This is a genomic window from Variovorax sp. KBS0712 (assembly GCF_006323185.2).
GTDB lineage: Bacteria > Pseudomonadota > Gammaproteobacteria > Burkholderiales > Burkholderiaceae_C > Variovorax > Variovorax boronicumulans.
On the sequence record NZ_VCCD02000001.1, the window covers coordinates 3320745 to 3341735 of the forward strand.

Below are 20991 nucleotides of genomic sequence, written 5' to 3' on the forward strand. Positions count from 1 at the left end.
CCTCCAGGAACCGACATGCCTCCCATGATCCCGCCGACTGTCACGCCTGCCGCCACTTCGCCGGTGGCGCAGGGCGGCGCACGTGGCCGCAGTGCCGACGAAACGCAGGGCCGCGCGTTCGGTGCCGCGCTCGAACGTTCGCGTGCGAGCCAGGCCGAGAAGGCGTCGGATGCCGACACCGTGGTGGCGGATGCCAAGCCGCTGCGCAAGACGGACCTTGCGGAAGAGATCCGGGACGCGCAGCCTGCAGAGCCGGACCTCGCTTTTCTTGCTGCCGCCGTCACGCCGCAACAGGCATTGGTGCTTGCGGGAGGTGAGGCCACGCAGGGCAGCAGTGCGCCAGAAACTTCACTGGCGCCGGTCACGCCCGACGCACAGGCCGGCCTGCCTGCAGGCACGGTCCGCGTGAGCAGCGACGCCGCCCCCACACCCGCGCCCGCCATCGCGACCAAAGACGCTTCCGCCCCCACCGCAACCGCCACCGCACAAAGCGCAGCGCCCGAAGCCGACAACGCGGCACCGCCTTCGCTGTACGAGATCGTGCGCGCCGCCGTGGCCGCGCAGCCGATGGCTGTCGATGGCAAGAAGCCGGTGGCCGCACCTGCCGGCCCACCCGTCGGCACCGCCGCATCAGGCCGCGCCAGCGCACCGCGCACCGTGAGCACCACGACCACCGAACAGCTCGCAGCCGCAGCGCAAGCCCAGCCCGCTGCCGATGCGAAGCCCGTGACGGCAGAAGCCGCACCTGTCGCCGCAGTGCCCGCCACCGCTTCAAGCGACGACGCGGCAACCCCAGCAGCTTCTTTTGCACTTCAACAACCCGCCGCCACTCCCACAGAACGCACGACCGAAAGCCCCGTCGCACGCCCCGCCATGCACACGCTCGCGCCCGAAGTCGGCAGCGAGAAATGGGCCCCCGCACTCGGTCAGCAGCTCGCGCGCATGAGCCTCACCGGCACGCACACGGCCGAGCTGAACCTCGACCCCGCCGGCCTCGGCCCGCTGAAGGTCACGCTGTCGGTCGGCGAGCACCAGGCGCAGGCCGCGTTCGTGTCGGCGCACGAGAGCGTGCGCAAGGCCGTCGAGGCCGCGCTGCCGCAGCTGCGCACCAGCCTGTCGGAGCAGGGCATCACGCTGGGCCAGACCTCGGTGGGCGCGGACACGCGCGCGCCGTTCGGGCAGGACGCGGCGTTCGCGCAGCAACAGCAGCAGCAACACCAGCGACAGGGCGCATGGCGACCACAGGGCACTTCCGCTGCCACCGACATCGCCCGCACGGCAACGGCAGCACCCCGCCCCGTTGCCACCCCACGCACGGGCCCGGGCGTCGACACCTTCGCCTGAAACCGCCCCGCCCGCCTCCCCCAATGAACGGATGTGAAGCGCCTTTGTGCGCTTGTTCGGCCGTTCGCCGGTGGGCGACTTCGCAAAGAATAGATCGGACCCGTCCACCGTTTCACCATGGCTACCTCTTCTCCCGCCGCCACCGCGGCTGCGTCGGTCGCGACCGACCCGCCGGCCTCGCGCCGCACCTCGAAACTGCTGATCGGGCTCGTGGCCGTCCTCGGCCTGGCCGCGGCCGGCGCGGCGGCTTACGTCTTCGTGCTGCCCCGCTTCACCGAGCACGCCGCCGCCGAGACGGCCAAGGCGCCGGTGCCCGAGAAGCCCATCTTCCTTCTGCTGGAACCGCTGACCGTCAACCTGCAATCCGAAGGCCGCTCGCGCTTTTTGCAGATCGGCATGGCGCTGAAAGTGCGCGACGAGCAGGCCAAGGCGCAGATCGTGGAGTTCATGCCCGAGCTGCGCAGCCGCCTGCTGGTGCTGCTGTCGAACCGCCCGCCCGAATCGCTGGTCACCTCGGAAGACAAGGCCCGGCTGGCCACGGAGATCCACGGCGTGCTGAACGCACCGCTGGCCGAGGGCCTGCCCGAGCTGGGCATCGCGAGCGTGTCCTTCAACTCCTTCGTCGTGCAGTGACGACGATGCCCGTTTGCGGACCCGCGATCCATGGCGTATGAACAGGTGCTCTCCCAGGACGAGGTCGATGCGCTGCTGCAGGGCGTCACCGGCGGCGACCTCGACCAGGCCGCCGCGCCCGCGCCGCCGCCCGACGGCCTGCCGGCCTACGACCTCGGCGCGCCCGACCGCGTGGTGCGCAACCGCATGCACACGCTGGAGGTCATCAACGACCGCTTTGCGCGCGGCCTGCGCAGCGCGCTGCTGAACTTCATGCGCCGCAGCCCCGACATCTCGGTCGGGCCGGTGCAGATCCAGCAGTTCGGCGAGTTCGTGCGGCACCTGCCGGTGCCCGCGAACATCAACATGGTCCACATGAAGCCGCTGCGCGGCACCGCCCTCTTCGTGTTCGACCCGAAGCTGGTGTTCCTCGTGGTGGACAACCTGTTCGGCAGCGACGGGCGCTACCACGTGCGCGTGGAAGGGCGCGACTTCACGCGCACCGAGCAGCGCATCATCAAGCGCCTGCTCGACCTGTCGCTGCAGTGCTATGGCGACGCGTGGCAGCCGGTGTTTCCGCTGGCCTTCGACTACGTGCGCGCCGAGATGCACGGTAAGCTCGCCAACATCGTGGCGCCCAACGAGGTGGTGATCAACACCACGCTGCAGATCGAGTTCGGCCCCATCGGCGGCTTCCTGCATGTGTGCCTGCCCTACTCGATGATCGAGCCGATCCGCGACCTGCTCTCGAACCCGATCCAGGACGAGGTCGAGGTCGACAAGCGCTGGGTCACGCAGATGTCGCGCCAGATGCAGGCCGCCGACGTCGAGCTCACCGCCGACTTCGTGACCATGCCCTCGACGCTGGGCGAGGTGATGAAGCTGCGCGTGGGCGACGTGATTCCCATCGAGCTGCCGGCGACGGTGGTCGCCAAGGTCGGCGGCGTGCCCGTGATGGCCTGCGGCTACGGCACCTCCAACGAGCGCTACGCCCTGCGCGTGCAACACATGATCTCCCACCAAGACAGCGATTCGAAGAACGACCATGACTGACAACACCTCTGCCGCCAGCGACGCGGACGACTGGGCCAGCGCACTGGCCGAGCAGACCGCGGCCAGCGCGCCCGCGCCCGACCCGGCCGTGGCGCCGGCCACCGCGCAGGTCTTCCAGCAGATCCAGGATGCACCGGCTGCATCGTCCGCCACGCCCGTGGACATCGCGCGCGTGCTCGACGTGCCGGTGCAGCTCACCGCCGAGATCGGCCGCACGCGCATCACCATCAAGAACCTGCTGCAGCTGTCGCAGGGCTCGGTGGTCGAGCTCGACGGCCTGGCCGGCCAGCCGCTGGACGTGCTGATCAACGGCTACCTCATTGCGCAGGGCGAGGTGGTGGTGGTGAACGAGAAGTACGGCATCCGCCTGACCGACATCGTCACGCCCTCCGAGCGCATGCAGAAGCTCGCGCGCGCATGAACCTGGCGCGGGTGTCTTCGCTGTTGGCGCTGGGCCTGCATGCGGCGCATGCGGTCCATGCCGCGCTGCCCACCGTGCCCACACCGGTGCGCGAAGCCGCGCCGCCCGCTGCGGTCGGTGGCGCGGGCCTGCTGCAGGCGGGCTTCGGCATGGCGGCGGTCGTCGGCCTGATCTTCCTGTGCGCGTGGCTGGCGCGGCGCTTCGGCCTGCAGCGGCTGGGCGGCGGCCAGGTGGTGAAGGTGGTGTCCACCGCCATGGTCGGCCCGCGCGAGCGCGTGGTCGTGGTGAACGTGGCCGGCCAGTGGCTGGTGCTGGGCGTCACCAGCAGCCAGGTCCGCACGCTGCACACGCTGCCGGCCCAGGCAACGCCTGCGGCAGTCACACCCACGTCGCCACAGAACCCGGTGGGCCTGTTCGCCCAGAAGCTACGCGATTCGCTCGCGGGCAAAGCGCGTACTGCGCCATGACGCGCCCTGCCCTGCACCGCGGCCTGCGCACCGCCTTGCTGCTGCTCGCCGCCACGCTGCCCGCCGCCGCGTGGACCCAAGGCCTGCCCGGCCTCACCAGCACGCCGGGCCCCGGCGGCAGCCAGACCTGGTCGCTGAGCGTGCAGACGCTGGTGCTGCTGACCTCGCTCACCTTCCTGCCCGCGTTGCTGCTGTCGATGACCAGCTTCACGCGCATCCTCATCGTGCTGGGCCTGCTGCGCACCGCCATCGGCACGCAGACCTCGCCGCCCAACCAGATCCTGGTGGGGCTGTCGCTGTTCCTCACCTTCTTCGTGATGTCGCCGGTGTTCGACAAGGCCTACACCGAGGCCTACGTGCCCTTCTCCGAAAGCAAGCTCAGCGCCGAGAAGGCGCTGGAGCGCGGCATCGCGCCCTTCAAGACCTTCATGCTCAAGCAGACGCGCGAGACCGACCTGGCGCTGTTCGCACGGCTCGCCAAGGCGCCCGAGATGCAGGGGCCCGAAGACGTGCCGCTGCGCATCCTGCTGCCGGCCTTCGTCATCAGCGAGCTGAAGACGGCCTTCCAGATCGGCTTCACCATCTTCATTCCCTTTCTCATCATCGACCTCGTGGTGGCGAGCGTGCTGATGTCGATGGGCATGATGATGGTGCCGCCCGCGTCCATCGCGCTGCCCTTCAAGCTCATGCTGTTCGTGCTGGCCGACGGCTGGCAGCTGCTGATCGGCGCGCTCTCGCAGAGCTTCTATTTATGACGCCCGAATCCGTCATGACCATGGGCCACCGGGCCATGGAAATCTCGCTGCTGCTGGGCGCCCCGCTGCTGCTGGTGGCGCTGGTGATCGGCCTGGTGGTCAGCATCTTCCAGGCGGCCACGCAGATCAACGAGGCCACGCTGTCCTTCATTCCCAAGCTGCTCGCGGTGTTCGCGACGCTGGTCATCGCCGGGCCGTGGATGCTCGACCGCATGCTCGACTACATGCGCGCCCTGTTCGCCAGCATCCCGCAGATGCTGGCGTGACGCCCTCGGTCTTTTCCGTCACCTCGGGCCAGCTCGAGGCCTGGCTGGTGGCCTTTCTCTGGCCCTTCGTTCGCATGCTGGCCATGGTCTCCACGGCGCCGGTGTTCGGCGAGCCCTGGGCGACGCGGCAGGTGAAGGTCGGCATCGCCGCCGTGCTGACGCTGGTGATCTCGCCCACGATCGGGCCGCTGCCCGCAGTGCCCGTGGTGTCGGCAGGCGGCCTCTGGATCATCGTGCAGCAGGTGCTGATCGGCGCCGCCATGGGCTTCTCGATGCGGCTCGTGTTCACCGCCGTGCTGGCCGCGGGCGAGTACATCGGCCTGCAGATGGGTTTGTCGTTCGCGTCCTTCTTCGATCCCATGAGCCACGGCAGCACGATGGTGGTGTCGCGGTTGCTGAACATGCTGGCGATGCTGATCTTCATGGCGCTGGACGGCCACCTGCTCATGCTGGAGGCGCTGGCCGCGAGCTTTCACACGCTGCCCATCGCCGATGCGCCGCTGGCGGCCGGCGGCTGGATGTTCCTGGTGCTCGCGGCCGGCGACATCTTCGCGAGCGGCCTGCTGCTGGCGCTGCCGCTGATCACCGCGCTGCTCACGCTCAACCTCGCCATGGGCATCCTGAACCGCGCCTCGCCGCAGTTCAGCATCTTCGCGGTGGGTTTTCCGCTCACGCTGCTGGCGGGGCTGGTGATGCTGCAGCTGCTGATGCCGCACCTGGTGGCGTTCCTGGAGCCGCGGTTTGCGGAGTCGCTCTCGAACATGCTGCGGTTCACGCAGGGGTTGCGGCCTTGAGGGTTGGACCTGTGCTTGCGGCCAGTCCGCTGGTTTGAAGGGCAGCAGGGCCGCTGGATGACGCGCCACTCCCACTAAGATGATTCCGGCCGCAACACGGAAGATCGCGCATGTCACACCCCATTTATCTGTCCAGCTCCTCCCTGCCCCGGATGCCGGAAGGCAGCCGCAACGAATGGCGCAGTTTCTTCGGCCATGGCGCGGAGCTGGAGGCCAACGCGTTCTTCCCGCTGTTCTGGCGGGCACTCTTCAGCACCAGCGACATCCGGTACGCGCGCTTCATCGACGAATACGACATCGACGACGAAGCCTCGGCCGTCGACCGCGAGGAATGCATCGAGGATTTCGGCGCCGACGCGACTTACCCCTACCTCGTCATTGACAAGGCCGCAGCGGTTGCGCGGCTGGCGACACGGCGTGAAGCGATCCTCGGCGCCGTCGGAGAACGCTACCGCCCGATCTACGCGTCCTTTGAAGCACTGATTGCGCAGCACTTCGGGGACTACCTCCTGCTGCGCACCTCCGGCTTGCCAGATGCGGCCGACGCCGAGCCATGGCTGCGCGCCGATCTTGGGGACATCGACGGTCTCCACGACGGCAAGGCGCTCGAAAGCCTGATGTCGGATCTTGCGAGGCACGATGCGGACCCGGTCTGGACATTGAGCGGCCTCGCGTCATCCAGCGATGGCGCCTGGCCCACGCCGGCGTTGCGAGAGCACTTCCCCGACCCGCGACAACGGAAGGCCCGCAGATCGCCGACAACAACACAGCAGATCGACGAACACGATCGCGCGTTCGCGGAACCCAAGGCGCACGCTGCCAAGAGCTGGCTCGACCCCGCCCTGGAATGGCTGGGCGCCTTCGTGGCGGCGGGTGCGGCCTTGGGCACCTACTACTTCACCCAATCCACCTGGCTGGCCGTGCTGGCATTCTTGTGCGTCGCCGTGGCATTGGGTTTCGGCATTGCGAGGCTGCGCGCCCCAAGACGATGACCCCGGCCCTGGCCATCAACAAGCCTGCTCCCGCTACATCGCGCGAAACAGGTGCCCGAACGCCCGGCTGACCTTGAGCGATCGCGCCAGGCCCCGCACCGACAGGCTGTAGCGCCCGTTCTCGTCGCGGGTGGCGCTCACGACGCAATGGGTGTTGACGAGCACGCCGCGATGCACCTGCGTGAAGTCGGTGGCGTCGATCCGCGACACCAGATCGCGCAGGCTCATGCGCACCAGCGCCTCGCCCTGGGCCGTGACGACATTGACGTACTTCTCGGCGGCTTCCAGGCAGATCACCTCCGAGACCGGAATCATCCGCACGGTGTTGCCGACGCCGGCGCGGATGACCCTGATCTTTTCAGGCACATCGGCCGGATCGGTGATCGACTGCACGCGCTCCATCAGGGCCGCCATGCCACCGGCAGCCGGTGTCCGGGCGCGCTCGTGCAACCTTTGCTTCAGACGTTGCACGCAGACCTGCAGGCGTTCGAGCGTCGCCGGCTTGAGCATGTAGTCCATCGCCGCATGCTCGAACGCCGAGATCGCGAAGTTGTCGTACGCGGTGATGAAGACGAAGAGCGGTTCGGCCTGGTCGTCGGGCCACTCGTCGGCGACGGCCTCGGCGACTTCCAGGCCGGTCTTGCCCGGCATCTTGATGTCCAGGAACATCACATCGGGCGCCAGGGTCTGTGCCAGTTCGATCGCCTTCAGGCCATCGTCGGCAACGCCCACGATCTCCAGCTCGGGCCAGGCTTCGTGCAACAAGCGCTGCAGCGTTCGCGACAGCACCGGCTCGTCTTCGGCAATCACGCCGCGCCACGCGCTCACGATGGAATCCTCACGACCGCGCGGACGCCGCACGGCGATCGGGCTTGCAGAGACAGGGACGCACGCAAGCCATAGCGGGTCTGGAGGCGATCACGCACATTTTTCAGTCCGGCCCCGCAGACCTCGTTGCCCCCAAAAGCGGGCAGGTGCGGCGACAAGCCCAGACCGGAATCGTCCACAGCGACCTCGATGCCGCCCTCGATCGAACGTGCCAGCACTTCGACGCCCCCTGCGCCCAACTTCGGCTCCAGGCCGTGCCTGATGGCGTTCTCGACCAGCGGCTGCAACAGCATCGGCGGGATGGCGATCCGCTCCAGCTCGGCGGGCAAGTCGAGCCGATAGGCCAGCCTGGGCCCCATGCGCAAGGACATGATCTCGAGGTACGCCCTCAGCTGGGCGAACTCCGACTGCAGCGTCGTCACCTCGTCGCGTGACGCTGCATGCGTGCTGCGCAGGTAGACGATCAGCTGGTCGATCATGCGCTCGGCCTGTCGCGGGTCTTCGTCGACGAGCGAGCGCAGCGTCGCCAACGTGTTGAACAGCATGTGAGGCTCGAGTTGCGCACGCAGCAGCCGCAGTTCCGATTCGGTGGCCAGGCGCTGGGCGTCGGATCGGGCGACCGCCTCCTTGGCAAGCTGGTCACGCGTCGCAGCGACGTAGAGGACGAACATGGCCAGCACCAGGCCGAAGGCGAACGCCACCATGTAGTCGCTGTCATGACCCACGACGCGGCCGATCGGTTCGTCCAGGATCAGAAGCGCGACCAGGTGACCGCCGAAGTACCCCGTCGGGATGGCGATCGCGCCGGTCAGAAGCCAACGGGGCAGCGCCTGCATTCGCCGCAGCCGTCCAAAGCGGCCCAGCACCGCGACGCACGCGATGAACACCATGCCGACACATTCGACGAAGACGAACAAACGCGCCGGCGTTTCGAGTGCAGGAGCGGCCCAGAAGAGCAGCCCGGCCGCGATCGCGCACAGCAGGAACGAACTGGCTGTCAGCCGCGCTGCGCCCAGCCAGCGGGCGGGAATCGGTGAATCAACGCGGATCACGGGTGGCCGTCGGCAGCATGCATCGCGCCACTGTAGAGGTTGGCACGCCATGCCGCCACCGATCGAGGGCCCGTGGGGGCGAGTTTGTCCTCGAGCCGTCGTTTGAGGGGACCGAACGGCGACCGCTCGATACCGCCTCACGACCGTTGACGCCCTCGGTTGGGCGTTTGGGCGCCAAACCGGATGCGCGCCTGGCAGCGGCCGTCGACAGTGCGGACCTCACCACCCGGGAGTCCCCATGCAACGATCTTCTTCTCTTTCGAACACGCTGCTTTGCGCCGCGGCCGCCGTCTGTGCCGCCCTCGTCACGACGAACGCACAGGCCTTCGACGGCATCGTGGAAAAGCAGGTGTTCAACCTGCCCACCTACACGACCGTGAACGGCCAGGTCATCAAGGGCGTGCGCATCGGCTATGAAACCTATGGCCGTCTGAATGCGGCGCGAGACAACGTGATCCTCATCAATCACTTCATCACCGGCACCTCGCACGCCGCCGGCCGGTATGCGGCGAGCGACGCCGCGCCGGGTTACTGGGACACGATCATCGGCGCCGGCCTGCCGATCGACACCGATCGGTTCTTCGTCATCGCGACCGACGCGCTGGCCAACCCCAATCGCGCATCGGCCACCGTCGTCAGCACCGGCCCGGCCAGCATCGACGCCGCCACCGGCAAACCGTATGGCCCGCGCTTCCCGGTGCTGGCTGCGCGGGACACGGTGGAGGTGCAGAAGGCCCTGCTCGATGCGTTGGGCATTCGAACCATTTACGCCGTGGCGGGCGCGTCGGCCGGCGCCTGGATGTCGGTGGAATGGGCCTCGGCCTACCCGGAGCGCGTGCAACGCCTGGTGTCCATCGTGGGTCCTGGCGTCGACAGCCCGGCCTACGCCATCGCCAAGATGAGCTCGTGGGGCGCGGCCGTGCGGCTGGACCCGAACTGGGCTAACGGCGACTACCACGGCAAAGCCGAGCCGCTGGCAGGCATGACGCAGGCCATGCGGCTGGTCACGCTCGACGCGCTCAGCTTCGCCTGGGCCGACAAGGCCTTCGGCCAGAGGTGGGCCGACCCGGGCAAGAACCCCGGCGAAGCGGCCGCGAACCAGTTTGCGGTCGATGCCACCCTCGAGAAGATCGGCGAAGCGCGTGCCAAGGGCATGGACGCCAACAGCTGGCTGTACACGCTGAAGGCCTTGCAGTTGCCCAGCGCCAAGCCAGAGCGCATCAAGGCCAGGTCGCTGTTCGTGGGCATCAGCTCGGACCAGATCTTTCCGCCGCTCCTGTCCAAACGCGCCGTGGAGATCCTCAAGGCGCAAGGCACGCCGGCAGAGTATGTCGAGATGAACAGTCCCAATGGCCACGCCGATGCACTGGGTGCCACCATCGGCCTGGCCGGGCCGGCGATTGCGTCGCTCCTGGCGAAGTAGGCGCGCGGTGAGCGACCGAACCGGGACCTTGGGTCTGCGGCGTTGCGAGAAGGCGTCCTGTCGAGAAGAGGAAGTCGCCCTCCTTCGAATTCCGTCTACCAGTTTTCTGGGATAGCGCGATGCATGCAGGCTCGACACACTTGGAAACGCTGCGTGCAACGCATGACATCCAAGCAAATCTCACCCATGTTGGCCCCTGTCCTGTCCCCTCGTTCCTTCCCTGCGCATCGGCATGCGCCTCATGCGAATCGCGAGCCGTCCACCTGGCGTTGCGGGTCCGCCCGACTGGGCCAAGTCGCGCTGAGCGCCCTGATGGTCGTCGGCGTGGCCGCCTGCGGTGGGGGCGGCAATGGCGGCAGCTCGCTCCCCGCCTTCTGGGCGGCAACCCCAGCCCCGGCCCCGGCACCTCCCGCATCGCCGGAAGCACCCGCACCCGCAGCCCCCGCGCCGACCTACAAGGTCAGCGGCACGGTCAAGGGTCTGCTGGGCACGGGCCTGGTGCTGCAGAACAACGCCGTTGACGACCTGCGCATCGCGGCCGACGGCAGCTTCAGCTTCGCCACCGAAGTCGCCAGTGGCGCGGGTTACGCGGTCACGGTCAAGAGCCAGTCCCGCATCCTGACCCGGGTCTGTACCGTCAGCCATGGCACCGGCACGGTCACGGATGCGGCCATTGCCGACGTGGCCGTGGTCTGTGCCGCGCCTGCGGCGCGCTTCGCCTATGCGACGAATTCAGGGTCCGACAACCTGTTTCCCTACACCGTCGACGCCAGCACCGGCGCGTTGGGATCGATGGCCGCGCCGATGCTGGGGACAGGTCCCAACCCTCTCGCCATCACCGTGGACCCCACGGGCCGCTTTGCCTACGTGGCGAATTCAGGCGACAGCACCGTGTCCGCCTACGCCATCGGTGCAGGCACCGGCGTGCTGACGCCGTTCGCCACCGTGGCCACGGGCGCGATGCCCATGTCCATGGCCGTGGACCCGACGGGCCGCTTTGCCTACGTGGCGAACGCGGGCGCCAGCACGGTGTCGGCCTACACCATCGATGCCGCCACCGGCGCATGGCGTCCGATGGCCGTGCCAGTGGTGGCCGCGGGGTCGTCCCCCCACACCATCACCGTGGACCCCACAGGCCGCTTTGCCTACGTGACGAATCTGGGCGCCGAGGCCGTGTCGGCCTTTGCCATCGATGCAAGCTCCGGTGCGTTGAGCCCGCTGGCCGTGCCGACGGTGCCCGCGGGGGTCGGCGCGTCCGCCATGACCCTGGATCCCCTGGGCCGGTTTGCGTACGTCGTGAACATGGTCGACGACACAGTGTCGACCTATGCCATCGATGCAAGCTCCGGCGTGCTGACGCCGATGCCGACCGTTGCCACAGGGCGATCCCCCCGCGCCATCGCCGTGGACGCCACAGGCCGTTTTGCCTACGTGGTGAACATGGCCGGCAACACCGTGTCGGCCTACCGCATCGATGCCGGCACCGGCGCGTTGACGCCCATGGCCTTGCCGACGGTGGCCACACGCACGTCCCCCACCGCCATCGCCCTAGACCCCACGGGTCGCTTTGCCTACGTCACGAACTACGTCTCCAAGGACGTGTCGGCCTACACCATCGATGCCGACACAGGGGCCCTGGCGCCCATGGCCGTGCCGGCGGTGGCGACCGGGGGGATCGGCCCGACGTCCCTGGCCTTGTCCCGGTAGCACCGGGGCTGGCCGGCAATTTCTCGCCCGCCCGACGGCCGCCGTTCCTCAGGCGAATTGCGCCAGCCCGTGCCCGACGGACCAGTTCTCCCTGGGTGCATCGGCAAGGGTCACGAACACATCCTCCGGGCGTATCCCCGGACTCTCGGCCAGCAGCTGCGCGATGCGCTGGAACAGCGCCTTCTTCTGCTGCGCGGTGCGCGTGTTGAAAACGGTGATCTGGATGTACAGGAGATCGTCGCTGCGCGCGACGCCGAAGGCGCCTCCATATCGGAAGTTGGCGGCCTCGTGCTCGGTGATCGTCATGAACTGGTCGTCTTGCGGCACGTTCAACGTGTCGCGCAGAGCGCGATAGAGGCTGTCGAAGATCGCCTGCCGGTAAGCCTCTGGCTTTCCCGCGCGCATCGAGATGTGAATGGTGGGCATCGCTACTCCGGTCATCTTGGAACAGCGGATGTTATGTATTCGGATTTGCTATTGATACTTATCTCAATAACAATCTTTTGTCATGACTGATCGCCCACTGGATCTCGACGCCGTTCAGGCCTTCGTTCGCATCACCGAGCTGGGCAGCTTCACGCGCGCCGCGGAAGTCATGCAGACCACGCAGGCAGGGATCAGCCTGAAACTGAAACGCCTCGAAGACAGGCTGGGCTGCCGGCTTCTGGAGCGCACACCGCGGCACGTGGAGCTGTCAGCGCGCGGTGCCGCCTTCCTGGGACATGCCCGGGAACTCCTGGCGGTCCACGATCGCACGCTGGCGGCCTTTGCGAGCGCCCGCCAGCGACTGACCATCGGCATCAGCGACCACGTGGCAGGCCCGGAGTTGCCCGCGCTGATCGCCCGCATGAACGCGCAAGACGCGCAGCTGCTGATCGACATCCGGATCGGCTCGTCAGGCGATCTGCTCCAGAGCTACGACCGACGGGAACTCGACACGGTCATCGTCCGGCTGCACGCGGGACGCACGGACGGAAAGCTTCTGACGCAGGAGCGCTTCGGCTGGTTCGCTGCCGCAGGCTGGCAGCACCGCGTGGGTGAGCCCCTGCCGCTGGCCACGATGGCGCAGCCCTGCGGCGTGCGCGCGCTGGCGGAGCAGCTTTTGCACACGGCCGGCATCCCGTGGACCGAGGTGTTTGTGGGGGGCGGCGTCGCGGCCGTGGCGGCGGCGGTGATGGCCGGCCTGGGCGTCGCGGCGTTGGCGCCGCGCATGCTGCCCTTGGGCTGTGTCGACGTGGGCCCCAAGCTGGGTCTGCCTGATCTGCCGCGCCTGCCGGTCCTGCTGCACTCCAGGGTCCGGGAGGCTCGGGCGCGCGAGGCCGTGGACGCCCTGTCTGCGGCGTTCAGGAGCGTGGCGAGAAACTGATCCAACCGCGTCAGGGCGCGCGTTCGTCCACCACGAAGCCCCAGAAATCGTCGTCGCAGTGGATGCAATGGTCCAGGAAGGATTGCATGTCGCTGGCGTGGAACCACACCAGGCCCTGCGCCTCGTCGCACAGCGCATCGGCCTGCGCGTCCAGGCTGAGCGATGAGAGGTGGGCCAGTTCCATGTCGGCCAGAAATTCCTGCGTGTCCAGCTTGCCTGCAAAGAGGTCGTGGTCGAGGCTGGCGATGCGGCCCTTGTGCCGGCCGTGCAGCACCTCCACGAACGGGTTGCCCGCGGGGTCGCTGCCGATGTCCAGAAACCAGTCGGCCAGCAGGCTCTCGGCCTGCAGCGTCTCCAGGTCGCAGTGGGGGTCCGAGGCGCCGAAGCTGTTGAGCACCCGGAAGTTGGCGTGCGACGCGCTGCTCGCCGTGCCGTCTGGCAGCACATAGGCCGCGATGTCGCCGGCCTGTTCCATCTCGTACAGCGAGAAGCCGTTCTGAGTTCGCAGGAAGGTGGCGTAGGCGTCGGAGAAACCGAGGCGGCGCTGCAGCGCGTCGACCGCTTGCGCGGAGGCTGGCGCGCGGCCGAAGGGATTGGGGAAAAGTACTTTCATGGCGTTCGCTGCAGCCTAACGCGGATCACGGCGCGCCGGCCCCGTGTCGAGGTCGTGCACCGTCCCTATCGGCCAGGCAGGTTCAGGCCGTAGGTGGCCAGGGGGCCATTCTGGGCCAGAAGCCGAACCGCGAGAATGCGGGGCAACAGACACTTCAGAGGAGCTCGCCTTGACCACCGTCGCCATCACCCCCGCCATCCACGTCAGCAACAGCAAGGGCTTTGTCCTGTTCGGCGGCGTGAACGTCCTCGAGTCGAAAGACATGGCCCTGCGTGCCGCGGAAGAGTACGTGCGGGTCACGCAGAAGCTCGGCATTCCCTATGTCTTCAAGGCGAGCTTCGACAAGGCCAATCGCTCGTCCATCCACTCCTACCGGGGCCCCGGCCTGGAAGAGGGCCTGAAGATCTTCGAGGCCGTCAAGGCCGCGTTCGGCGTGCCCGTCATCACCGACGTGCACGAGCCCTGGCAGGCGAAACCCGTCGCCGAAGTGGTGGACGTCCTGCAGCTGCCCGCGTTTCTCGCCCGCCAGACCGACCTGGTCGTCGCGCTCGCGCAAACCGGCAAGGTCATCAACGTCAAGAAGCCCCAGTTCCTGAGCCCGACGCAGGTGCTCAACATCGTGGAGAAGCTCAAGGAGGCGGGGAACTCTTCCGTCATCCTGTGCGACCGCGGCACCTGCTTCGGCTACGACAACCTGGTGGTGGACATGCTCGGCTTCGGCACCATGAAGAAGGTCACCGGGGACCTGCCGGTCATCTTCGACGTGACGCATGCGCTGCAGCAGCGCGAGGCCACCGCCATCGCCTCGGGCGGGCGGCGCGAGCAGGTGGCCGAGCTGGCGCGTGCGGGCCTGGCGGTGGGCCTGGCGGGCCTCTTTCTCGAAGCGCACCCCGACCCGGCGCAGGCCAAGTGCGACGGTCCCAGCGCCCTGCCGCTGGACCAGCTGGAGCCGTTCCTCACGCAGCTGAAGGCGTTGGACGACCTGGTGAAGTCGTTCGCGCCCTTGCACATCCGCGCCTGAACAGGACGCGCCCGCACGGGCCTCTAGCGGCTGTCGAGGCGCGCCTTCATGTAGCAGGCCCGCAGCAGCGCCTGTTCGCGATGGGGATCGTGCAGGCCATTGCCCATCGGCCGGGTCCGGCTCGCCGCCTCCTGCAGTGCCCCGGCGTGGTACTCGGCCAGCGACTGGGGCGGAACGGCCAGCGCGCCTGCGGCATATTCGACCCTGGCTTTTTCCGTCATCCAGCCCTGTACGCGCTCGCGCGACCCGGTGTGCGTGCGGCGGTAGTAGCGGTCGGCCTCCACCTCCGATTGATAGAAGGTGTCGATGGCGGTCCGCAGGGCGTCCGAGCAGCGCGACATCAGCATGTCCACGGAGGGTTCGCTGCGCGAGGGTGCCCTCGCCGCGGGGACGCTGCCCGCCTGGACCGTCGGACGTTCCGGCGCCGCGGCCTCGTTCGGCATGGCGGCCGAGTCGCAGTTCCTGGCGCCCGAATGCCTGCATTCGGAGACGAGCCGCACGTACTCCTGCTGATAGACCTTGCGCGTGGCCGCGCGATCTTCGGGCGTCAGGTTGCCGCAGCTGCGATCGAGGTACTCGATCATCGTGTAGTTGTGGATGCGGTCCGCGCCGGGGCCCGAGGCCTGCGTGGCGCGTTGCTGCAGCGCCTTGCATTCTTCCGAGGAGGCGCGCGTTCGCTGGGAAGGCGCCGGGTTTCCGGCCTTCGCTTCCTTCTCGGAGAAGCAGTACCCCCGGTAGCCTCGCCCCTCCACGTACCGCCAGCGGCCCGTGCCCCGGTGCTTGGTCGAGCAGGCCCACCAGTGCACGGTGCCGTGCAGGAGGTTGCCCTCCTTCTTGCCGGGGCCCAGCGTGCTGAGTCCGCCGTTGGGACACTGGAAGGCCTCGGAGCTGTCGAAGAAGTGCTTGGTCTGCCGCGGGTTCTCGACGCAGAAGCCGACGTCGACGCTGTAGTTGCATTGGTTGAAAAGCGTGCTGTCCTTGCCGATGACGCAATGGCTGTCGGTGCCGTCGTTCGCGGCCAGGGCGGGCAAGGCCGTGCCCAGCAGGAAGACGCTCAGGGCCAGGGTGCGAACGATCGGCATGCTTTTCTCCTCCAGGATGGCGCCTGAATCTAGCCGGCCGATTCGCAAACGAAATACCGCTTTTGTGGGAGGCCACGGGAAGCGGTGGCGCTGGAGACGCCCTCACGCGCCAACGGGCGCGCCGGGACCGGAGGTGGTCGCCCCGCGCGCCTACAGGTAGTTGAAAAGCGAGATGCTGTTCAGCTTGGCAAACGTCATCTGCGTCGCCTGCAGCGACGACTGCCGCTGGTAGAACTCGGAAATCGCCGTGTACGGATCGAGGTCCTCGATCGATGACAGGTAGCTTTCCTCCTGCAGCTTGTTCATCGCACCGGCGCTGTCGAGCGCCTGCAGCTCGACCTGGCGCGAGCCCACCGACGACAGCACGGTGAGCACGTTGTCGTGCGCGTTCGTGACCTTCACGTTGGCAGTGCTCAAGGCGTTGCGCAGCTGCGCCTGGGCCGCCGCGCCGCCGCCGTTGAGCGGTGCGCGCAGCGCGCTCACCAGCTCGCCCAGGGCCGCGAAGATGTCGGTGCCGGCGTTCTGCGCGGTCGACACGTCGAAGCTGTCGCCGTTGGCCGGGGTGCCGCTGATGGCGAGCTGCACGCCGCCGAACGAGATCGGGGTGCCGGCGGTGAACGGGCCGCTCGCGGCCACGACCGGCGGCGTGTCCTTGGTCATCACCGTGTAGTCGGTGCCGGTGAAGCGGATGGTGAAGTCACGGCCGTAGTTCGGTGCGGTGGCGTCGGTGATGCTCACCGCGCCGAACACGCCCGAGCCGGTGTTGGCAGGCGAGCCCGAGGTCACGTAGCCCGCACCGCCTTGCACCGACTGGAAGATGCTGCGGCCGTCGTCCGAGGTCGACATCTGGCGCGCCACGTCGATCTGCATCAGCCGCTCGCCCTGGTCGCCCACGTACTGCACGCCACCGCCGGCAGCCATCACGAAGGGCGGGCTGCCGCTCTTGTAGCCGGCAAACAGGTACTGGCCGCTGCCGTTGTCGCTGTTGGCCACGCCCACGAGCTGCTCCAGGCTGCTCTGGATGGCCGTGGCAAGCGAGCCGCGATCGGCGTCCGACAGGCCGCCGCCGCCGGCCTGCACGACCAGCGTCTTCACGTGCTGCAGGATCGACGTCACCGAGTCGAGTGCGTTCTCTTCGGTCGACAGCGCCAGCGCCGCGCGTTGGCGGCTGGTGGTGAACTGGGCGCCCTCCGCCAGCGTCTGGCTCACGCCGAGCGCGCGCGCCGCGCCCACCGGGTCGTCGCCGGCCGTCAGGAACTTGGAGTTGGTCGCCAGCTGCTGCTGGACCTTGAACAGCTTCTGCTGCTGCAGGCCCATCGACTGCAGGCTCTGTTCGTAGAAGGATTGGGTGCTGATGCGCATCGCGGGTCCTGAAATCTGTGCGGGGGGTGAACGATCAGCTGCGGATGCCGAGGATGGCGTCGAACATCGCCGAGGCGGTCTGGATCACCTTGGCGTTGGCCTGGTACATCTGCTGGAACATCAGCAGGTTGCCGGTTTCCTCGTCCTGCACCACGCCGGAAATCGCGCGCTGGCTGGCCTTGATCTGGCCGGTCACGCTGTCCTGCGTGACGGCGGCCACCTTGATCGACATGGCGCGGTTGCCGACGTCGCTCACCAGCTGCGAGTAGGCGCCGTTGAAGGTCGCGGTGCCGTTCGACATCGTGGTCTTGCGCTGCAGCGCGCCCAGCAGCAGCGCATTGCCGCCGTCGGAGACGCCGCCGGTGTTCTTGCCGATGGTGAAGGTGTCGCCCTGCGCGGGCGCGCCCGTCATGGCGACGGTGATGCCGTCGAAGCTCATCTTCGCGCCGGCCGTGTACGGCACGGGCGTGCCGGCCGGGTAGCTGGTGGCGGTGCCGTCGGCGCGCGTGACGGTCACGGCCGAGCCGGCCGGAAAGCCCGACAGCGTGCCGGTGCCCGCGTTGAAGCTCAGCGTGACGTTGCCGGCCAGCGGCGAGCCCGGGTAGGCGGCGTCGACGGTGGCCGCGCCCAGTGCGCCGCTGCCCTTGTTGCCTGCGGTGTTGCCGGTGATCACGGGCGAGGCGGCGGCCACCTTGGCCGGGTCGCGCACCAGCACCTCGAGGTCGCGCGCGCCGGTGCGCGTGGGCTGCACCAGGAACGAATCGCCGGCCTGCGCCGTGCCGCTCGCGGCCGTGAGGCTCACGCCGTCGAAGCTGATCGGGAAGGTGGTGAAGCTGCCCATCGGCGTCTTGTCCGAGAGCCGCGTGACCGTGTAGGTGAGCGTGCCCGCCACGTCGGTCACGCTCACGTTGTAGTCGCTCGTGGTGAGCTTGGACGCATCGGTCAGCGTGGCGCCGAGCTCGAGGTTGCCGGCGTTGCCAGCATTGGCGATGGTGCCCGGCACGGCCTGCGAGAAGAAGTTCTGGCCCAGTGCGCCGTTCAGGTCCACGCCCAGCTTGTGCTGCGCGTTCACCGCGTCGGCCACCGACATGGCGAGCCGGCCGATGGCGTTCTGCGTGGGGATCAGCGTGTCCTTGCGGAAGGCCATGAGGCCGCCGAGCACGCCGCCGGTGAAGGCGCTGTCGTCGAGCTCGACGGTGTTGCCGGCAAAGCCCGACAGCGCCACCACCTGGCGCGTGGGGTCGGCCGACGACGTCACCGCCGCCATCTTCGAGGCATGGTCGCCCACCACCAGCGACTGGCCGGTGGCGATGAACACGTTGTACTTGCCGTCGTCCTGCTGCAGCACGCGCACGTCGACCACCTGGCTCAGCTCGCTCACGAGCTGGTCGCGCTGGTCGAGCAGGTCGTTGGGTGCCTGGCCGCCGGCCACCGCGCTCATCTGGCTGATCTGCTGGTTCAGGCTGGCGATCTTGGCGGCGTAAGTGTTGATCTGGCTCACGCTGCCCACGATCTGCTCGTTGACCGAGGTGTTCAGGTCCGACAGGTACTGGTCGGTCGCGCGGAACTTGCTGGCCAGCGACTGCGCCGCGCTGATCATCTGCTGGCGCGCCGCCGGGTCGGCCGGCGTGTTGGCCACGCCCTGCACGCTGGTGAAGAAGCTCTGCATCAGCGGCGCGATGCCCGAGGTCTTGTCGGCCAGCAGCTGGTCGATGCGGTTGACCTGCACGCCGTTGGTGGCGAGCGCGGCCGACTGCGACTGCGCGGTGGCCAGCTGCGCCGTGAGGTAGCGGTCGTAGCTGCGCGACACGGTCGTCACGTTGGCGCCCGAGCCGATGAAGCCCGAGCCGCTGGCAATGCCGCCGGCCGAGGCGATCTGCGCGATCTGGCGGCTGTAGCCGGCCGTGTACACGTTGGCGGTGTTGTGGGCCGTGGTCATCAGCGCGGTGCGGGCGACCGCGAGGCCGCTCAGACCTGTGTAGAACATGCTTCCGGACATAAGGCTTTACCTGTCAAAGGGGTGTGGGGGAGCGGCATCGCGCGATGCCTCCCCGTGGTTATCGGCAGCGCGCGCTCGAAGTTGAGGGCACGCGTCGTCTTTACGCCTGGCTCAGAACTCCGACCAGTCGCCCTTGGCATCGCCGGCCATGGCCAGCTGCGGCGTCCCGGTGGGTTCGCGGCGCGTGGGCAGCGCCTTGGCACGCGGCTTGGGCGTCGGCTTCGGCGGCTTGGGAATCGGCGTGATGCGCGTGAAGCTGGCGCGGGTCGTCGCGACCGCGTTCGCGTCGAGCTTGAAGACGCTCACGGCCTGCACCAGGGCGCCGGCCTGTTCCTGAAGCGACTGCGCGGCGGCCGACGCTTCCTCGACCAGCGCCGCGTTCTGCTGCGTCACCTGGTCCATCTGCGTGATCGCCTGGTTGATCTGCTCGATGCCCGAGGTCTGTTCCTGGCTCGCCGCCGTGATCTCGCCCATGATGTCGGTCACGCGCTTGACGCTGCCCACGATCTCTTCCATCGTGCGGCCGGCTTCGGCGACCTGCTTGCTGCCTTCTTCGACCTTCTCTACCGAGTCGCCGATCAGGGTCTTGATTTCCTTGGCGGCTGCTGCGGAGCGTTGGGCGAGGCTGCGGACTTCGGAAGCCACGACGGCGAAGCCGCGACCTTGCTCACCTGCACGAGCCGCTTCAACCGCCGCGTTCAGCGCCAGGATGTTGGTCTGGAATGCGATGCCATCGATCACGCCGATGATGTCGACGATCTTCTTGGACGAAGCATTGATCGAGCCCATCGTGTCCACCACCTGCGACACCACCGCGCCACCCTTGACGGCGACCTCAGAGGCAGAGACTGCCAGCTGATTCGCTTGACGCGCGTTGTCCGCGTTCTGCTTCACCGTCGAGGTCAGCTCTTCCATCGAAGCGGCCGTCTGCTCCAGCGAACTCGCCTGTTCCTCCGTGCGCGAAGAAAGATCCTGGTTGCCCGAAGCAATCTGCCCCGAGGCCGTGGCAATGGTCTCCGTGCCCGTGCGCACCTCGCCCACCACCTTCGCCAGGTTGGCGTTCATGTCCTTCAGCGCCTGCATCAGCTGGCCCGTCTCGTCACGGCTGTCCACGCGAATGTTCGCGCTCAGGTCGCCCGCCGCCACCGTCTCGGCCACGCCCACGGCCTTGGCCAGCGGGCGCACGATGCTGCGCGAGATGAAGAAGGCGAACAGGCCGCCCAGCAGCACCGTGAGTGCCGTCAGCAGCAGCCGCAGGTTGAAGCTCTTCGCATTCGCCGCGTCGATGGCGTGGCTCATGTCGTCGATGGCGCGGCGTTCGATGGCCAGCAGCTCGAGCACGCGGTTCTCATAGGCCTTGGCGGCCGGCTGGAACGACAGCTGGTAGGCGCGCACGGTCTCGACCGTGTTGCCGCTGGCCTTGGCGCGGGTCACCTCGTCCTTGGCGGCCTGGTACTTGGCGCGCAGCTCGACGATGGACTTGTAGGTCGTCTTTTCTTCATCGGTGACCAGCAGCGCCTCGACCTTGGCCATGGTCTCGCTGCCCTTCTTCACGCTCTCGGAGATCACGTCGGCGAAGAGCATCGGCAGCGCCTCGTCGGTGGTGCGCGCGATCATCGAGGTGCGTGCGATGGCCGAGTAGGTCAGCACGTACCAGTCGGAAATGAGCCGCTCCTTGGCCAGCGGGCTCTGCATCATGATGCGCGTGGCTTCGGCGTTCTTGTGCGCCGACATCAGCCCCACCGCGCTGGAGATGAGCGTCAGCCCCAGCACGATGGCGAAGGCAAGGGTCAGGCGGGTGCCGATGCGAAGGTTCGAAAAGAATGTCATGGGG

At 68.0% G+C, this 20991-nt stretch carries 21 protein-coding genes; 13 read left to right on the forward strand and 8 right to left on the reverse strand.

Features of this window, described 5'->3' with window-relative positions:
• The first annotated feature begins 15 nt into the window (after window positions 1-15).
• From FFI97_RS15375 to FFI97_RS15415, 9 genes are all read left to right on the forward strand, one after another.
• On the forward strand, window positions 16-1344 hold the full coding sequence (locus FFI97_RS15375) for a flagellar hook-length control protein FliK (protein ID WP_139700343.1): 1329 nt from the start codon (window positions 16-18) through the stop codon (window positions 1342-1344).
• 117 nt (window positions 1345-1461) lie between these two features.
• Entirely contained in the window at window positions 1462-1977 is a 516-nt protein-coding gene (gene fliL, locus FFI97_RS15380) for a flagellar basal body-associated protein FliL (RefSeq protein WP_139700342.1), read from the forward strand.
• Between the two features lie 30 nt (window positions 1978-2007).
• Window positions 2008-3009 (forward strand): flagellar motor switch protein FliM, encoded by a 1002-nt coding sequence (gene fliM / locus FFI97_RS15385; protein ID WP_062469328.1) that lies wholly within the window; start codon window positions 2008-2010, stop codon window positions 3007-3009.
• The gene (gene fliN / locus FFI97_RS15390; RefSeq protein ID WP_062469325.1) at window positions 3002-3430 is read left to right on the forward strand and encodes a flagellar motor switch protein FliN; all 429 of its coding nucleotides are present in this window, start codon (window positions 3002-3004) and stop codon (window positions 3428-3430) included. Before fliM ends, fliN begins: the two co-directional genes overlap by 8 nt.
• On the forward strand, window positions 3427-3897 hold the full coding sequence (fliO, locus tag FFI97_RS15395) for a flagellar biosynthetic protein FliO (RefSeq protein WP_139700340.1): 471 nt from the start codon (window positions 3427-3429) through the stop codon (window positions 3895-3897). Before fliN ends, fliO begins: the two co-directional genes overlap by 4 nt.
• 23 nt (window positions 3898-3920) lie before the next feature.
• The gene (gene fliP / locus FFI97_RS15400) at window positions 3921-4652 is read left to right on the forward strand and encodes a flagellar type III secretion system pore protein FliP (protein WP_370680129.1); all 732 of its coding nucleotides are present in this window, start codon (window positions 3921-3923) and stop codon (window positions 4650-4652) included.
• Entirely contained in the window at window positions 4649-4918 is a 270-nt protein-coding gene (gene fliQ, locus FFI97_RS15405) for a flagellar biosynthesis protein FliQ (protein ID WP_062469313.1), read from the forward strand. Before fliP ends, fliQ begins: the two co-directional genes overlap by 4 nt.
• Window positions 4915-5712, forward strand: coding sequence for a flagellar biosynthetic protein FliR (fliR, locus tag FFI97_RS15410; protein ID WP_139700338.1), 798 nt, complete (start codon window positions 4915-4917; stop codon window positions 5710-5712). Before fliQ ends, fliR begins: the two co-directional genes overlap by 4 nt.
• Before the next feature lie 110 nt (window positions 5713-5822).
• On the forward strand, window positions 5823-6704 hold the full coding sequence (locus tag FFI97_RS15415) for a hypothetical protein (protein ID WP_139700336.1): 882 nt from the start codon (window positions 5823-5825) through the stop codon (window positions 6702-6704).
• 33 nt (window positions 6705-6737) lie between these two features.
• On the opposite strand, the gene FFI97_RS15420 is transcribed toward FFI97_RS15415, so the two are convergent.
• Window positions 6738-7532: a LytR/AlgR family response regulator transcription factor gene (locus tag FFI97_RS15420; RefSeq protein WP_139700334.1), complete on the reverse strand. Its 795-nt coding sequence runs from the start codon at window positions 7530-7532 to the stop codon at window positions 6738-6740.
• Complete coding sequence (locus FFI97_RS15425; RefSeq protein WP_185993616.1) at window positions 7529-8584, reverse strand: sensor histidine kinase; 1056 nt, start codon at window positions 8582-8584, stop codon at window positions 7529-7531. The genes FFI97_RS15420 and FFI97_RS15425 overlap by 4 nt, the downstream gene beginning before the upstream one ends.
• 238 nt (window positions 8585-8822) lie before the next feature.
• On the opposite strand from FFI97_RS15425, the gene FFI97_RS15430 reads away from it, so the two are divergent.
• Both FFI97_RS15430 and FFI97_RS15435 read left to right on the forward strand, forming a co-directional pair.
• Entirely contained in the window at window positions 8823-10007 is a 1185-nt protein-coding gene (locus FFI97_RS15430; RefSeq protein WP_139700330.1) for a homoserine O-acetyltransferase, read from the forward strand.
• 312 nt (window positions 10008-10319) lie between these two features.
• The gene (locus FFI97_RS15435; RefSeq protein WP_185993617.1) at window positions 10320-11714 is read left to right on the forward strand and encodes a lactonase family protein; all 1395 of its coding nucleotides are present in this window, start codon (window positions 10320-10322) and stop codon (window positions 11712-11714) included.
• Window positions 11715-11762: 48 nt separating this feature from the next.
• Here FFI97_RS15435 and FFI97_RS15440 read toward each other — a convergent pair whose 3' ends face one another.
• Complete coding sequence (locus FFI97_RS15440) at window positions 11763-12140, reverse strand: tautomerase family protein (RefSeq protein WP_062469294.1); 378 nt, start codon at window positions 12138-12140, stop codon at window positions 11763-11765.
• Window positions 12141-12222: 82 nt separating this feature from the next.
• Here FFI97_RS15440 and FFI97_RS15445 point away from each other — a divergent pair, with 82 nt between their 5' ends.
• The gene (locus FFI97_RS15445; protein ID WP_139700326.1) at window positions 12223-13080 is read left to right on the forward strand and encodes a LysR family transcriptional regulator; all 858 of its coding nucleotides are present in this window, start codon (window positions 12223-12225) and stop codon (window positions 13078-13080) included.
• A 10-nt stretch (window positions 13081-13090) separates the two neighbouring features.
• On the opposite strand, the gene FFI97_RS15450 is transcribed toward FFI97_RS15445, so the two are convergent.
• Entirely contained in the window at window positions 13091-13693 is a 603-nt protein-coding gene (locus tag FFI97_RS15450) for an SMI1/KNR4 family protein (RefSeq protein WP_139700324.1), read from the reverse strand.
• A 169-nt stretch (window positions 13694-13862) separates the two neighbouring features.
• Here FFI97_RS15450 and kdsA point away from each other — a divergent pair, with 169 nt between their 5' ends.
• Window positions 13863-14714, forward strand: a complete 852-nt coding sequence (kdsA, locus tag FFI97_RS15455; RefSeq protein WP_139700322.1) for a 3-deoxy-8-phosphooctulonate synthase — start codon at window positions 13863-13865, stop codon at window positions 14712-14714.
• A gap of 23 nt (window positions 14715-14737) precedes the next feature.
• On the opposite strand, the gene FFI97_RS15460 is transcribed toward kdsA, so the two are convergent.
• The 4 genes from FFI97_RS15460 to FFI97_RS15475 form a co-directional block, all read right to left on the reverse strand.
• Complete coding sequence (locus FFI97_RS15460) at window positions 14738-15796, reverse strand: hypothetical protein (RefSeq protein WP_139700320.1); 1059 nt, start codon at window positions 15794-15796, stop codon at window positions 14738-14740.
• Window positions 15797-15946: 150 nt separating this feature from the next.
• Window positions 15947-17158, reverse strand: a complete 1212-nt coding sequence (flgL, locus tag FFI97_RS15465) for a flagellar hook-associated protein FlgL (protein ID WP_139700318.1) — start codon at window positions 17156-17158, stop codon at window positions 15947-15949.
• Between the two features lie 34 nt (window positions 17159-17192).
• Window positions 17193-19157: a flagellar hook-associated protein FlgK gene (gene flgK, locus FFI97_RS15470; RefSeq protein WP_139700316.1), complete on the reverse strand. Its 1965-nt coding sequence runs from the start codon at window positions 19155-19157 to the stop codon at window positions 17193-17195.
• Window positions 19158-19268: 111 nt separating this feature from the next.
• The gene (locus FFI97_RS15475) at window positions 19269-20987 is read right to left on the reverse strand and encodes a methyl-accepting chemotaxis protein (RefSeq protein WP_139700314.1); all 1719 of its coding nucleotides are present in this window, start codon (window positions 20985-20987) and stop codon (window positions 19269-19271) included.
• Between the last annotated feature and the right edge of the window lie 4 nt (window positions 20988-20991).